Annotated in this window: 14 protein-coding genes; 10 read left to right on the top strand and 4 right to left on the bottom strand. The window is 35.3% G+C overall.

The annotated features are described in order from the left end of the window. The first annotated feature begins 39 nt into the window (after nucleotides 1-39). From A3EM_RS0124765 to A3EM_RS0124780, 4 genes are all read left to right on the top strand, one after another. Entirely contained in the window at nucleotides 40-345 is a 306-nt protein-coding gene (locus A3EM_RS0124765; RefSeq protein WP_020530941.1) for a hypothetical protein, read from the top strand. Nucleotides 346-351: 6 nt separating this feature from the next. Then, nucleotides 352-636, top strand: a complete 285-nt coding sequence (locus A3EM_RS0124770; RefSeq protein WP_020530942.1) for a cell division protein ZapA — start codon at nucleotides 352-354, stop codon at nucleotides 634-636. A gap of 145 nt (nucleotides 637-781) precedes the next feature. After that, the gene (gene rny / locus A3EM_RS0124775; RefSeq protein ID WP_020530943.1) at nucleotides 782-2,377 is read left to right on the top strand and encodes a ribonuclease Y; all 1,596 of its coding nucleotides are present in this window, start codon (nucleotides 782-784) and stop codon (nucleotides 2,375-2,377) included. 170 nt (nucleotides 2,378-2,547) lie between these two features. Next, nucleotides 2,548-3,453, top strand: a complete 906-nt coding sequence (locus tag A3EM_RS0124780; protein ID WP_026210576.1) for a serine hydrolase — start codon at nucleotides 2,548-2,550, stop codon at nucleotides 3,451-3,453. Nucleotides 3,454-3,456: 3 nt separating this feature from the next. Here A3EM_RS0124780 and A3EM_RS0124785 read toward each other — a convergent pair whose 3' ends face one another. Beyond that, nucleotides 3,457-4,722, bottom strand: coding sequence for an N-acetylmuramoyl-L-alanine amidase (locus tag A3EM_RS0124785; RefSeq protein WP_157638070.1), 1,266 nt, complete (start codon nucleotides 4,720-4,722; stop codon nucleotides 3,457-3,459). A 197-nt stretch (nucleotides 4,723-4,919) separates the two neighbouring features. Next, the gene (locus A3EM_RS0124790; RefSeq protein ID WP_020530946.1) at nucleotides 4,920-5,894 is read right to left on the bottom strand and encodes a YheT family hydrolase; all 975 of its coding nucleotides are present in this window, start codon (nucleotides 5,892-5,894) and stop codon (nucleotides 4,920-4,922) included. Between the two features lie 421 nt (nucleotides 5,895-6,315). Between A3EM_RS0124790 and A3EM_RS43620 the strand changes: the two genes are divergently transcribed. From A3EM_RS43620 to A3EM_RS0124810, 3 genes are all read left to right on the top strand, one after another. Further along, entirely contained in the window at nucleotides 6,316-6,804 is a 489-nt protein-coding gene (locus tag A3EM_RS43620; RefSeq protein ID WP_020530948.1) for a PadR family transcriptional regulator, read from the top strand. Nucleotides 6,805-6,865: 61 nt separating this feature from the next. Beyond that, entirely contained in the window at nucleotides 6,866-9,373 is a 2,508-nt protein-coding gene (locus A3EM_RS0124805; RefSeq protein WP_020530949.1) for a PspC domain-containing protein, read from the top strand. A gap of 170 nt (nucleotides 9,374-9,543) precedes the next feature. Next, nucleotides 9,544-10,431, top strand: coding sequence for a DMT family transporter (locus A3EM_RS0124810; protein WP_026210577.1), 888 nt, complete (start codon nucleotides 9,544-9,546; stop codon nucleotides 10,429-10,431). A 5-nt stretch (nucleotides 10,432-10,436) separates the two neighbouring features. Here A3EM_RS0124810 and A3EM_RS0124815 read toward each other — a convergent pair whose 3' ends face one another. Beyond that, nucleotides 10,437-10,859, bottom strand: a complete 423-nt coding sequence (locus A3EM_RS0124815; protein WP_020530951.1) for a secondary thiamine-phosphate synthase enzyme YjbQ — start codon at nucleotides 10,857-10,859, stop codon at nucleotides 10,437-10,439. A 234-nt stretch (nucleotides 10,860-11,093) separates the two neighbouring features. Here A3EM_RS0124815 and A3EM_RS0124825 point away from each other — a divergent pair, with 234 nt between their 5' ends. After that, a complete protein-coding gene (locus A3EM_RS0124825) occupies nucleotides 11,094-11,303 on the top strand; it encodes a hypothetical protein (protein ID WP_020530953.1) in 210 nt (69 codons plus the stop codon). 22 nt (nucleotides 11,304-11,325) lie between these two features. Here the strand turns inward: A3EM_RS0124825 and A3EM_RS0124830 are convergent, their stop codons facing one another. Next, entirely contained in the window at nucleotides 11,326-12,042 is a 717-nt protein-coding gene (locus A3EM_RS0124830; RefSeq protein WP_020530954.1) for a glycosyltransferase, read from the bottom strand. Nucleotides 12,043-12,329: 287 nt separating this feature from the next. Here A3EM_RS0124830 and rplS point away from each other — a divergent pair, with 287 nt between their 5' ends. Together rplS and A3EM_RS0124840 are read left to right on the top strand one after the other, a co-directional pair. Then, nucleotides 12,330-12,686, top strand: coding sequence for a 50S ribosomal protein L19 (gene rplS, locus A3EM_RS0124835; protein WP_020530955.1), 357 nt, complete (start codon nucleotides 12,330-12,332; stop codon nucleotides 12,684-12,686). Nucleotides 12,687-12,804: 118 nt separating this feature from the next. Further along, on the top strand, nucleotides 12,805-13,578 hold the full coding sequence (locus A3EM_RS0124840) for a UDP-2,3-diacylglucosamine diphosphatase (RefSeq protein ID WP_020530956.1): 774 nt from the start codon (nucleotides 12,805-12,807) through the stop codon (nucleotides 13,576-13,578). The last annotated feature ends 22 nt before the right edge of the window (nucleotides 13,579-13,600 follow it).

Raw genomic sequence — 13,600 nt, forward strand, 5'->3', positions numbered from 1 at the left:
AAATTCTTCGAAAAAAAATAATTAGATTAATGTGTTTTTATGGAGGATAAAAATGGACTAATAATACAAATTAACAGCCTTGAGGAAAAAATAAAGGTCTTGGTAAGGGAATTTAATTCTGTAAAAAAGGAACTTTATGAAACCAAAAAGCAAAATGAAAAACTTCAGTCCAAAATTGAAGAACAAAATGAAATGTTGAATGATTTTCAATATAAAGTAAAAATTAGTAAAATTGTAGAGAACTTAGCTGAAGATTCGGAAAATTCTGCCGAATTAAAGGCTAAAATTGATGAATATATAAAGGAAATAGATCACTGCATAGCTTATTTAAACAAGCAGATGTAGTAATAAATGAAGTTTATGAATGATATTTTCATAAATATAAAAATATCGGATAGGACATATTCACTTAAAATAAATCCTAAGGATGAGGCCATTCTTAGAAAAGCGGGGAAAGTAATTGAGCAAAAGATTCAGGACAGAAGAGAGAAGCTGGGAGTAAAAGATAAACAAGATTTACTAGCCATGATCACCTTTGATACAGTGGTTGAAAGTCTTAAAAATAATGAACTGCATAATAAACTTACTTCAAAATTAGAATTAATTGATCGTGAGCTTTCTGAAGCGATTAAGTGAGTATTTTTTAACCATTTTTTTCCATTCCATATTTATTTCAATTTTGCCCGCCTTACAGCTAAGTAAGTCCTCCAAATTGTAGAAAGATATTGTTTATCTGCAATTTAAAGGGAAGTACTACTTTTTAGATTTAACTATTTAAACAATGATAGAAATACTAATAGCCACCGTTGCTTTTGCAGTTGGTGTGTTTGTGGGAAGGATCCTTTTGAAAAGGTACTTCAAACAATATGAGATTAATGCCAAAAAGAAAGCAGACTTATTACTAAAAGAAGCAGATCTTAAAGCCGAAGCATTAAAAAAAGATAAATTGTTAGAGGCAAAGGAAAAATTTTTAAAACTTAAATCTGATTTTAATAACGAATCGAACAAAAAGAAATCCCAGTTAATTAGTAATGAAAATAAACTGAAACAAAGGGAAGCTAATCTGAAGCAGAATGAGCAAAGACTAAAACAGCGAGAGGGGAATCTGGCCAAGCAAAGCGAAATGCTAAAGAAAAAAGGAGAGGAGATTGAAGAGGTGAGGGGTAACATAAAGTTGCAGGTAGAGGTTTTGGATAAAAAACTGGAGGAAGCAGAAAAGCACAGACTTGAACAAATTGAGAAGCTTGAAAAAATTTCCAATCTGAAGGTAGATGAAGCCCGAGAGCAGTTAATTGAAGCACTAAAGGATGAAGCCAAATCAAAAGCTTCTGTTCAGGTGAAGCAAATTATTGATGAGGCTAAACTTGGAGCTACCAAGGAAGCTAAAAAATTGGTCTTAACCACTATTCAAAGAACTGCAGCTGAACATGCCATCGAAAACTGTGTTTCTGTTTTTAACCTTGAAAGTGATGAATTGAAAGGTAAAATCATTGGTAGAGAAGGTAGAAATATCAGGGCAATTGAGGCCTCTACTGGGGTGGAAATTATTGTTGATGATACTCCGGAGGCGATTATTATATCAGGTTTTGATCCGGTAAGAAGAGAAATTGCCAGAGTTTCTTTACACCGACTGGTGGCGGATGGCAGAATTCACCCAGCAAGAATTGAGGAAGTGGTGGAAAAAACCACTAAAAATATTGAAGAAGAGATTCTGGAGCTAGGGGAAAGAACTGTAATCGACTTGGGTATTCACGGTTTACATCCTCAACTTGTAAAAGCAGTTGGTAGAATGAGATTCAGATCGTCTTATGGACAAAACTTATTACAACACTCCAGAGAGGTGGCTAATTTATCTGCCACACTGGCTTCGGAATTGGGGCTTAATGCCAAGATGGCTAAAAGGGCTGGGCTGTTACATGATATTGGAAAAGTTCCGGATGAGGAATCGGAATTGCCACACGCAATTTTGGGGATGAAATGGGCTGAAAAATATGGAGAACATCCTGATGTATGTAATGCCATTGGTGCTCACCATGATGAAATAGAGATGAAATGTATGATTGCTCCGATTATTCAGGCCTGCGATGCGATTTCTGGATCCAGACCGGGTGCGAGAAGGGAAATGATGGAATCGTATATCAAAAGACTTAAAGATCTTGAAAGTCTTGCAATTTCATTTAAAGGAGTAAATAAATGCTATGCCATGCAGGCTGGTAGAGAATTGAGGGTAATGGTAGATGCTGAAAATGTAAGCGATGAGGCAGCTAGCCAGCTTTCATTCGATATATCCAATAAGATAGAAAAAGATTTACAGTATCCTGGTCAGATAAAAGTGACGGTAATTAGGGAAATGAGGGCCGTAAACTTTGCCAGATAGTAATATTTCTAATTTTTGAAAAATTTGAGACCGGTTGGAGAAAAATATTTTCCAACCGGTCTTTTTTTATCTATCACCCTGAATTTGAGATGGTAGTTCCTAGTTTTGTGAATTATGAGCAGGTTTTAATTTTAAGCAAGCTCCAACAACAATCTTCAAATACACATAAAATGAAAAAATTTACTTATTTACTTTTTTTAATTATTGCCCTGGCCGGCTGTGGTAAGCAGGCGGAAACACAAGAGGAAAAGAGACAAAAGTTAGCTAATGAAATAAAAAAAACTTTTGCAGAGGTAAAAGGAGATTTTGCGCTGGCATATATTTCATTGGATAATCCTTCAGATTCTTTGCTGATTAATGCTTATGAAGAATTTCATGCTGCAAGCACCATGAAAACTCCAGTGATGATTGAGGTTTATAAACAAGCCAACGAAGGAAAATTAAACCTGGATGATTCCATTATGATTTACACTCGATTCAAAAGCATTGTAGATACCTCAACTTTTATTTTAGATTCATCTTCGGACTCGGAAAAGACGCTTTTTGAAAAAGAAGGACAATTGTGGCCATTGAGAGATGTGATGTATAAAATGATTATTGAAAGCAGCAACCTGGGAACAAACCTGTTGGTGGAAATGGTGGATGCCAAAAATATTACTCAAACTATGCGTGAGCTTGGAGCTCCAAAAATAAATGTGTTAAGAGGAGTAGAAGATATTAAAGCTTACCGGAAGGGGTTAAGCAATTCCACTACAGCCTATGATTTAATGAAAATATTCGAAGGCCTTGGTAATGGAACTGTAGTAAATAAAGACGCTTCAGAAGAAATGATTGATATTTTACTTGATCAGAAATATAATGAAATTATTCCTGCCAAACTGCCTCAAGATGTAAAAGTGGCTCATAAAACAGGCTGGATAACCGGTGTTCATCACGATTCTGCATTATTGATGTTACCAAATGGTAAAAAATATGTTTTGGTGTTACTATCTAAAAACCTGGAAGATGAAGCGAAAGGTGTAGAGGCATTAGCCACTGCTTCCAAATTATTGTTCGATTACGTAGTGAGTGAATAAATATTACTGATTCACAATACCAAAGTAACCTAATATACCATTGAAGTAGGCTGTAGCTACTTCTTCCACTCTTTTGGGTCCTTTTAGCAGGTTGAGATCTATTTCCCCTGCTGAAAGGGCATCAATTTCCAAGATGTTATCCTGGCAAAGAGGCTCCCCATAGCAAACTGGGCCCCGGATGAGTCGGGTAAGGACTAAATTTCTGCTAAATACGCCTTCGAAAGGAGTTTCCTTTGTAGTATGTTTGATGTAAGAAAGATTTTTCTTAGGGTGAACATAGTTCACTTTTAAGTGATCATTAAACTGTCGGGCAATTTCTTCTCCAAGCCCAAGAGATTTATCAAGGTCATCGGAAAATATTAACCTTAAAAACTCAAGTCTGCTCCGGGGCTCCACCAATTCCTTTGTTAGAAAACTACCGGGTACAAAGACCATGGAATAATTCTCTGCCGTGGGGTAAATTATTTTTCTGGATCTGGTCCGGTCAAAATAATTGGTTTCATCTACATTATAGTGAATCACGATACTTAAATCCGGATTAAATTCATTTATTTTTTTCGCTCTTTCCTTAAAATCCAAACCCTTAAAAAACCGATGATAAATAATTGAAGGAGTGGCTTTGTATAAAAAATAATTGGCAGTTTTTTTATCGATATTTCCATTTTCCTGCTCCGATTTTATCGCATGATGAAAGTCCTGATCGAGCCATTCTAAAAATGTTTTTCCAAATGCGGTTTCCCCTAAACGGTGTCTGGTAAGCATCACTTCCGCTCCAAGAGGCTCCAGATAACTCGCTAATAATTTAGAAGTCAGTAAGGCAAGGTTTCCTTCATTGAATTCAACTGTATCCCCATTAGAATTTACAGACTTTATGTATTTTCCTTCCAACATAGCAAGCTTCATCCCTCCGCCCACATGGCCGGGGTCAATAGCTATTTTGATTCCTTCAAGTGGGGTGGAAATAGGATTTTCAAATTCTGACTTTTTGGGAGAGACTTTAGGATTTTTTATGCCATGATCAGAAAATTTAGTTATTCCCTTTTCAGCCAATAAGGTAAAGAGACTATCTGGTTCAAGAGAATTGATTAAATTGGTGAACAACCCTACTTCATTAAAAAAAATTTTAGTTTCAACATTTCCTGCAGCCTTATCCTGAGGTGAGGCAAACATAGAAAGGCCATCGTTTTCCACACGGAAATAATCCTTCACTCCTTCGTGTCTGATCAGCAGGTTCAACCTTTCCTGTTGAGTCAATTCGATGGTTTTCACCTTTATCTTGCGCGCTTTTTTTACGGCAATTTTCCTGTTTATTTGAGGAAGAATAGAGGTGATAAACAGTAAAACCAGGATCAGGCCTGGGAAAAAAAATTTAAAAAATTTAATCAACTTATCAATTAATTAATAAAGATAATTCCTGTTGTTATTAATAAAGTCTGCTTTCCAAAAATCTTGTCAGCATTAGTGGTTTAATTTGACGCCATGCTTAATTTATTTGATGCAAAATCTACAATCCTTTTTTCCAGCCAGTATTCCCCATCTGCATTAAACTCAACAAATCCTACATGGCCTCCATTCTGGGTGGCAAGGAAATAAAAGTTAGGATTTTGTTGCGCCTCTTTAAAAGGGAAACATTTTTTTGTAAGAAAGGGATCGTCTAGTGCACTTATGAGTAATGTTGGTATTTCTATGTTTTTGATAAAATGCCTGCTGCTACATTTCGAATAAAAATCAGTTGCATTTTCGTAACCATGAACTGGTGCGGTATAAATATCGTCAAATTCCCGAAGTGTTTTTATTTTTTTTACATCTTCAATTGTCAATGCTGAGGAATACTTTTTTATTTTCTGAATTAATTTTGGTTTCAGGGTTTTCAAAAAGCGATTTGCGTAAAACCTGTTGATGGTATCAGCCGCACTACCCAGATCACAGGGCACAGATACTGCTACGGCAGATTTTAGGATATCCGGAGATTGTTTTTTTCCTGCTTCTCCTAGATATTTTAAGGTCATATTTCCCCCAAGGCTGAAGCCAATTACCATCAATTCTTCATAATTGTACTGATTTGCAAGGTAATTTACCACTTCCTCCACATCTTCAGAAGCTCCACTATGATAAGATCTGTACAAATGATTTAATTCTCCACTGCAGCCTCTTAGGTTCATTCCTACTATATCCCAGCCCGATTTAAGCATGGCGTGAGCCATTGCTTTTAGATAAAGGGAATCGGTACTGCCCTCAAAACCGTGAATAAGCAAGGCAACTTTCTTTGAATCATTTTTTTGCCAATCCAGATCAATGAAATCTCCATCTTTTAGGTTTAATCTTTCCCTGACATAATTTACATCTTTCACCTTTCTGAACAATACCGGAAAGATAGTGTGTAAATGGTTATTTCTTAGAAAAATGGGAGGAGTAAACTTTGGACGATGAATAACAGGCATAAACAGAAGCGTTCCTTTTTATAAGCTGGGCTTTAGTAATGATTAAAAAATGGATTATTTTTCTTACAAGAAACAAATAAATGAAAATTTATTGTGATTATGAGGATTCCCGCCCAAAATCCAATTCGACCATTAATATTACCTTATTTCATCTTAATGTAAAAGGTTTACCCACCTTAGAATTTATTATAGTTTATTGCCAGCTAGTAAATTTAAGATGGTACTTTGTTTTACATAGAACCTTTTATACATTTGTTGTGTTAGAATGTGAGACAGGCTTTCATCTATTTGAAAATGCCAAACTACTGAATGACAATTGATAATTGCGACATAAGAGTAAGTAGAGTAGTCATTGTCTAACCACACCACCCATAATAAAAACTACAAATATCCTGTATAGCCATTTCAAATTTGATGGATTATGAATTTAGAAAATACCCAGGTGCAGATGAGAAAAGGTATTCTGGAATTTTGCATATTGAAAATTATCTCCAAAGGAGAAGTTTATGCAACTGATGTGCTTGCCGAGCTTAAAAGTGCAAGAATGATGGTAGTCGAAGGAACGCTGTATCCTTTACTTACCCGGTTGAGAAAAGCAGAACTTGTAGATTATAAGTGGGTAGAATCCACATCAGGGCCACCCCGAAAGTATTATACCTTAACAGAAAAAGGCATTGGTTTTTTAGCGCAACTTACCAACACCTGGGAAGAATTAATTACCTCAACCAATCAAATCCTGGAGCATATTGATGGTAAGAAAAAAAAGAGTAATCCGATAAAGGAAGTGGAAAAGAAAACCAAACCTGCTCCATCAAAAAGACAAACTACAAAATCTGCAAAAAAAACACAAAAGCCGGCAGAAAATGATGCCGAAGAAAAAGCAGAAGGGAATGGTGAAGGTCAGGAGTAGATTTAGTTAAAGAAATTTTTGTTCATAGATTATAAAGTCAACTGCTTAAAGAGAATTGACAATGAAAAAAAATATAAGCATAAATGTTGGGGGAATAATCTTCCATATAGAGGAAGATGGATACGATAAATTGAAAAACTATCTGGCATCTATCAACCGCTATTTTTCTACTTATGAGGATAGCACAGAGATAATTGCAGATATTGAAAGCAGAATTGCCGAAATATTTTTGGCTAAACTGACAGAGTTTAAACAGGTAATTACCTCCAAAGATGTAGATGACCTGATTGAAACAATGGGTAGAATTTCAGATTTTGAGGCAGCTGAAGAAATTGTGGACGAAACTTATTCTGATGAACCCCATTCAGGGACAAATTCCAGGGAAGAGAGAAAAGAACCAAAAGCTAAAACTAAAAGGAAAGCCTTTGAGGAGGAAAGGGGGGAAGGACAAAAGAAAATTTACAGAGATGAAAAAAGGAAGTTGATTGGTGGTGTGTGTGCAGGAATAGCCCATTATTTCAATTTCGATCCACTTTGGATAAGGTTGTTTTTCCTGCTGCCTTTTTTTGGGCTTATCTTGAAATCCAGTATGATTTGGGTTTTACTTTCCATTTACATTGTGGCATGGGTAGTCATTCCCGGTTCAGACGATTTGGAAGAAGATGAATCGGTTAGGCGATTATTCCGGGATGGTGAAGACGGTGTATTGGGAGGTGTAGCCAGCGGAATTGCAAGTTTTTTTGGTTTAGATGTAAACCTGATCAGGTTATTATTTGTAATCGGTACATTTCTGGGAGGCGTTGGGATTATAGTTTACCTGGTAGTTTGGTTTATTACTCCCGAAGCAAGATCGATTACGGAAAAAATGCAGATGAAAGGCGAACCCATTACGCTTTCTAATATTGAGCAAAAAATTAAAGACAGTCTGAACCTGGATGAAGATGAGGAGGAGAATATTTTCGCTAAAATATTGCTTTTTCCCTTCAGATTAATCTCTATGATCATTGAAAATCTGGATACAGATTTAAAACCTATTGCCAGATTCTTTTTTACAGTGCTCACCACCCTACTGGGAATTATTCTGGTATTTATTTCCTTTATCGTTACCATTGTTTTAGTCGTATTGCTGAGCGTTATTTTTGGTATGATTGGCTTTCAGGAAACCTCATCACTGGTATCCATGTTTGGTTTTCCATTCGATGCCAGCGATCTCTCCATCAATATGTTTCAAAGCAGTTTTCCTCCTGTTGGATTATTGTTTGCATTCATTACTGTCTGGGTCCCCTTTATTTTTGTTGGAATTTTAGGCCTCTCTTTAATTGCCAAGAGGATAATTACCAGTCCGCTCGCCAATTGGGGGTTTCTTGGAATTTGGATTCTGGCACTAATCGGGGCAGGAGTAACCATTCCAATTTTTGTGACAGAATTTCAAACTGAAGGCACCTTTAAAAAGACAACTACTTATCAGCCTCCGGCAGAAAAAATTAAATTTGGAATGTATAATAATGATTTTGAAGGAGAAATCACCAAGATAAAACTAACGCTTAGTGGACACGATAAGGAGGAAATAGAATTGGTGGAAAGGTTTGAATCGCGGGGAAAAACACGGCAGTTTGCCATTGAAAATGCAAAAAATATTGATTATAATTTTCAGGTTTCCGATTCAATCTTTGTTTTTGATTCTAACTTCAAATTAAAAGACAATACTCCATACAGAGGTCAGCGATTAGATTTAAGAATGTATATCCCTTACAATAAAGAATTTATTTTGTCCGAAGACCTATCTACCATTCTAAACTACTACCCATTATATTCCAATGGTTATTCATTTAATCAGTTAGGAAGTAATATTTGGGTTTTTAATGAAGATGGACTGAATTGCAAAACTTGCAAAGAAACTGAAGCAAGCACATCAGAATCGGAAAATTCCAATACCAATACCAGAGATTTCGATATTAAGGATTTCGATGAATTAAGAATTTCGGGGGCTTTTAATCTGGAATTGAGAGGAGGAAAGGGTTACAAAGTATCGGCTAATGTGGACAGAGGAACACTGGAAAATTTAATAGTAGAAAAAAATGGAGATAAACTTTGGATAAGGCAGGAGGATGAAAATTCTTCAAGAGCAAAAAGCAATATGGTAAACCTGGTGATAACAGTACCCTCATTAACTGATATAAAACTTGAAGGGGCAATAAAAAGTAAAATCACCAACATAAATACTAATGATCTTAATTTGAGGCTCCTGGGTGCAGTGGAGTGTGATGCCCATACTACTTCAAATGAACTTAGGGTGCATGTTACTGGAGCTTCTAAACTAAACCTGAAGGGTAAAACTAATGAAATGAGCCTGGGTGTAGCTGGAGCTTCCGAGGTAAATGCATTTGAACTGGATGCCAAAGTTGTAAAGGTAGCTGCTTATGGAATAAGTAATGCGAGGGTTTTCGCATCAAGGGCATTGGATATTAAATCAGCTTTTGGAAGCAATGTAGATTACAAAGGTGATCCCAAGCTGATAAAAAAGGATAATAATTTAGAAGATGATGAAAATATTGAATTCGATTTTTAATCCTTTAGTTTTATCAAAAAATTAACCTTAGAAATCAGGGATATAACCAATATTTCCCTCTAATTTTCTCAATTTTGTGGCAAATCTAAGCACTGGTACTACTTTGCAGAACAGCCAAAAGCTTTTCTTAGGTACTTGTGGCTAAATAATTACAAAACAACACTTGCTTAATGCCACAAGACACACAGAAACCACAACTTAGACACTGGTTACTTTTAATATTGCTTTCTATCATTTGGGGAAGTTCCTTTATTTTAATAAAGCGGGGACTTTTGGTTTTCAATGCAGCGGAGACAGGAGCAATCAGAGTTTTCTGGGCGTGTATTGTATTGCTACCTGTTGCCATTCTAAAATTTAAAAAAATTCCAAAAGGAAAATGGAAATACATCCTGATAATGGGATTATGTGGCAATTTTATTCCTGCATTTTTATTTGCCAAAGCCCAAACTCAGTTAGCAAGTTCATTAACCGGTGTACTAAATGCGCTCACCCCGCTTTTTACATTCCTGATAGGGATATTTGTTTTTAAATATGGTATCAGTAAAAGGCAATTAACAGGATTAACTATAGCTTTTTTGGGTTCTTTCAGTCTCAGCTTTGTAAGCAGTGATGGCAGCTTTGGGCAAATCAATTATTATGTGTTTTTTGTAATTGCTGCAGCAATATGTTATGGTATAAGTACCAATGTGATCAAGGTTTATTTAACAGAAATTCCTTCTCTTGTATTAACCTCAGTTGCGATTTCCCTTGTAGGCCCAATATCAGTATTTTACCTCATGACTACCGATGTTTTTTTAAAATTCGAAACAAAACCAACAGAAGCATGGGGTGCTTTCGGATACCTTGGCTTATTAGGAATTATGAGTACGGCCATTGCTCTGGTCATTTTTAACAGAATGATTAAACAAACCTCTGCTGTTTTTGCCTCTTCAGTGACCTATATTATCCCGGTTGTTGCTATTTTCTGGGGTGTTTGGGATGGGGAACAATTATTAACACTGCATTATGTAGGTATTTTTACCACTTTGGTTGGGGTATATATAACTAACAGAAGTTAAATCTGTCATTCTCCATAAATGGTAACCACTATTCTTCTTCCAGAGGCGTAGTCTCTGTGTTCACATAAATATATTCCCTGCCAGGTGCCCAGGTTAAACCTGCCATTGGTAATTGGAATAGAAACCGAACTTCCCAACATGGATGACTTGATATGGGCAGGCATATCGTCAGGTCCTTCATAAGTGTGGATAAAATAAGGCGCATTTTCAGGTACCATCACATTGAAATGGCTTTCGAAATCCGTCCTTACCGTAGGATCCGCATTTTCGTTGATGGTCAGGCTTGCCGATGTGTGTTGGATAAATATATGTGCAATGCCTTTTTTTATGTTACTCAGGTTTTCTATGTTATTTTCAATTTTAGAAGTGACCAAGTGGAATCCTCTTTTATATGCAGGTAAGGTGAATGAACTTTGATATATCTTCATAATTTTAATAACAATGTGTTTCTATATTGGGGTTTTTTCCCAATTTGGGAAAAAACAAATAAATTTTTTTTGCTTAAAACACTGATTATCATTCAAATGTAATGAATTTAATGTTTTTTGTTCGTAAATTAATAGAACCATCTCATTTATAAGAATTTAATAAACCTCAAGAATAAAATTCTATCAGATAATTGAGTGGCAAAGTAATTTTTTAATGCCAAAAAATACAACACCATGAAAGAACTAACCTTAGAAGATGTGTATCACAGCTACATTAAAGACGGTGTAATTGGAAACTGGAAATTGGAATTGGTTTTCAAGGAAAGTCATCACTATGAGTGCTTTTTTACAGAATTGAATACCGGAAAAAAGGAAGTTTGTTCCATCCCGGAAAGCTCCAACCTCAGAATTAACCATATGGTAGAAGCCATTTTCTGCGATTAGTACCTACCTTAAAAATAATTCATCAATTGACTTCAGTAGATAATTTTGAAGGAAACCATTTTAAAATACAAATCCCTATAACCAGCTGGGAAAAAAGTTTGAAGAGCTTAAAGTAATTATAACCTGATTTTCCAAACTCACGAATACAATGAGCAACTTCCACACAATCAGGATTTGCAGCATGGTAATTTAACAGAATGTCCAGGTATAATACTTTAGGCTTTCCAGATTTTAATTGGTGAACCAAATCTTTTTTTAAAAGCCGAAAGGAACTGATCCCTTTCAGAGGTTTAAAGATCAGGGAGATTAAACTTAATACAAGCCAGCTGCCCAGGTTTTGGATTTTTCCATGTTTTTTGTCCTGGAAATAACCATATATCAAATCTCCTTGAGTTAATTTCTGTTGATTAATTAATTTTAGAATTTCCCTGGGTTTTACTTGAAGGTCATCATCCATGGTAACTACGTATTCTCCTTTTGCCGATTTTAGTCCCAAATAAGTAGCGAAATGCTGGCCTTTATTTCCGGGGAGATTGAACAATTTTATTTTTGCAGGATATTGGGATTTCAGTTGGTTGATCACTGATTTGCTATCATCCGAACTGAAGTCATTCACAAATATAATTTCGAAATTTTGTTGAATACTGCTGAAAAATTCATCAAGTTCATTAAACAACTGAACCAGGGTAGGTCCGCTATTATATACAGGAATCACGATGGAATAATCAATTTTATTCATTTTTCTGTGAAGGATATGAAGCTGAGTTTTTAATGAAAGCAGTGGGGAATTTTTTTTGATAAAGTTGTATCAGTAATTTCCATTTATATTGAGGACTAAAAGATTAAAAAAATTGCCACTTTTATGGAATAAACAACGCATGAAAAATACTACTTTAGTATGATGTGTAGTTAGATTAATTGTTTTTTTATATTTTTTTTAATTAAATAATTAAGAATTAACAACTTAAAGATTAAATTTCTATATTTGCACTCCTTTTTAAATTGAGTGAAAAAATATTTAATAAAATGGACGATTTAATAAAATTAGTCGAAAGCGAATATAATGGCCAAAAGGCTGCTCATCCAGAGTTTGGTCCTGGCGATACTATAAACGTTCACGTAAGAATCAGTGAGGGAAATAAAGAAAGAATTCAGCAGTTTCAGGGAACTGTTCTCCAGAAAAGAAATAAAGGTGGAAATGGCGAAACTTTCACTGTAAGAAAAATTTCAAACGGCATTGGAGTTGAAAGAATTTTCCCACTTATCTCCCCAAGTATTGCAAAAATCGAAGTTATCCGAAAAGGAAAAGTAAGAAGAGCCAGATTATTTTACCTAAGAGGTAAATACGGTAAGGCCGCAAAAGTAAGAGAAAGAAGAATTTAATTCGCTTCAAAGAATTTTTTTAAAAGCCAGCAAATTTCGTATTTGTTGGCTTTTATTTTTTATGAAAATCAGACTCAATCCATATTAAACTAAGAGTAGTTGAATTTGAATCTCGTTTATGAAAATTAACCTTCAACCTGGAAAAAAAATTTATTTCGCTTCAGATTTCCATTTGGGTTTTCCTTCTCCGGAAGAAAGTGTGGTGAGGGAAAAATTAATCATAAAATGGTTAGATGATATAAAAAAAGATGCTCAGCATATTTTTCTGCTTGGTGATATTTTCGATTTTTGGTTTGAATATAAATTTGTCGTTCCAAAAGGATTTATAAGGTTTTTGGGAAAGCTTGCAGAGCTTATCGATTCGGGAATTACGATTACCTTTTTCACCGGAAACCACGATTTGTGGATGTTCGATTATTTTGAGAAAGAACTTGGGATAAAAGTTTATTACAAACCAACTTCAGTTTTAATTGATCAAACGCATTTTCATCTGGCACATGGTGATGGACTGGGGCCGGGAGATACGGGTTATAAATTACTGAAATTGGTGTTTACCAATAAATTGTGCCAATGGCTTTTTGGAGTACTCAATCCCAATATAGGGATGTGGTTTGCTCTAAAATGGTCTACCGGGAAAAAGCACCGAAAAATGAGCAAAGGGCTGAAGTTTTATGGGGAAAAAGAATTTATTTTTATCTACTGTAAGGAAATTGAGGCGAAAACTCATCATGATTTTTATTTGATGGGGCACAGGCATATTCCCTACGAACTTGAAGTAAACCCCAATAGCAAATATATTAACATAGGCGATTGGGTTGAAAATAATACCTATTCGGTATTTGATGGGAAAAAGGTGGAGCTTCTTACCTATAAAAACAGTGTTACAGCCTAATTTCAATAAAAACATAAGAGAC

This window comes from Flexithrix dorotheae DSM 6795, from assembly GCF_000379765.1.
Classification (GTDB): Bacteria; Bacteroidota; Bacteroidia; order Cytophagales; family Flammeovirgaceae; genus Flexithrix; species Flexithrix dorotheae.

What these genes read in the sequence shown, in the direction of transcription:
- A3EM_RS0124765 (WP_020530941.1), top strand. Translation starts at nt 40, where the DNA reads ATGGAGGATAAAAATGGACTAATAATACAAATTAACAGCCTTGAGGAA.
- A3EM_RS0124770 (WP_020530942.1), top strand. Translation starts at nt 352, where the DNA reads ATGAAGTTTATGAATGATATTTTCATAAATATAAAAATATCGGATAGG.
- rny (WP_020530943.1), top strand. Translation starts at nt 782, where the DNA reads ATGATAGAAATACTAATAGCCACCGTTGCTTTTGCAGTTGGTGTGTTT.
- A3EM_RS0124780 (WP_026210576.1), top strand. Translation starts at nt 2,548, where the DNA reads ATGAAAAAATTTACTTATTTACTTTTTTTAATTATTGCCCTGGCCGGC.
- A3EM_RS0124790 (WP_020530946.1), bottom strand. Translation starts at nt 5,894, where the DNA reads ATGCCTGTTATTCATCGTCCAAAGTTTACTCCTCCCATTTTTCTAAGA.
- A3EM_RS43620 (WP_020530948.1), top strand. Translation starts at nt 6,316, where the DNA reads ATGAATTTAGAAAATACCCAGGTGCAGATGAGAAAAGGTATTCTGGAA.
- A3EM_RS0124805 (WP_020530949.1), top strand. Translation starts at nt 6,866, where the DNA reads ATGAAAAAAAATATAAGCATAAATGTTGGGGGAATAATCTTCCATATA.
- A3EM_RS0124810 (WP_026210577.1), top strand. Translation starts at nt 9,544, where the DNA reads ATGCCACAAGACACACAGAAACCACAACTTAGACACTGGTTACTTTTA.
- A3EM_RS0124815 (WP_020530951.1), bottom strand. Translation starts at nt 10,859, where the DNA reads ATGAAGATATATCAAAGTTCATTCACCTTACCTGCATATAAAAGAGGA.
- A3EM_RS0124825 (WP_020530953.1), top strand. Translation starts at nt 11,094, where the DNA reads ATGAAAGAACTAACCTTAGAAGATGTGTATCACAGCTACATTAAAGAC.
- A3EM_RS0124830 (WP_020530954.1), bottom strand. Translation starts at nt 12,042, where the DNA reads ATGAATAAAATTGATTATTCCATCGTGATTCCTGTATATAATAGCGGA.
- rplS (WP_020530955.1), top strand. Translation starts at nt 12,330, where the DNA reads ATGGACGATTTAATAAAATTAGTCGAAAGCGAATATAATGGCCAAAAG.
- A3EM_RS0124840 (WP_020530956.1), top strand. Translation starts at nt 12,805, where the DNA reads ATGAAAATTAACCTTCAACCTGGAAAAAAAATTTATTTCGCTTCAGAT.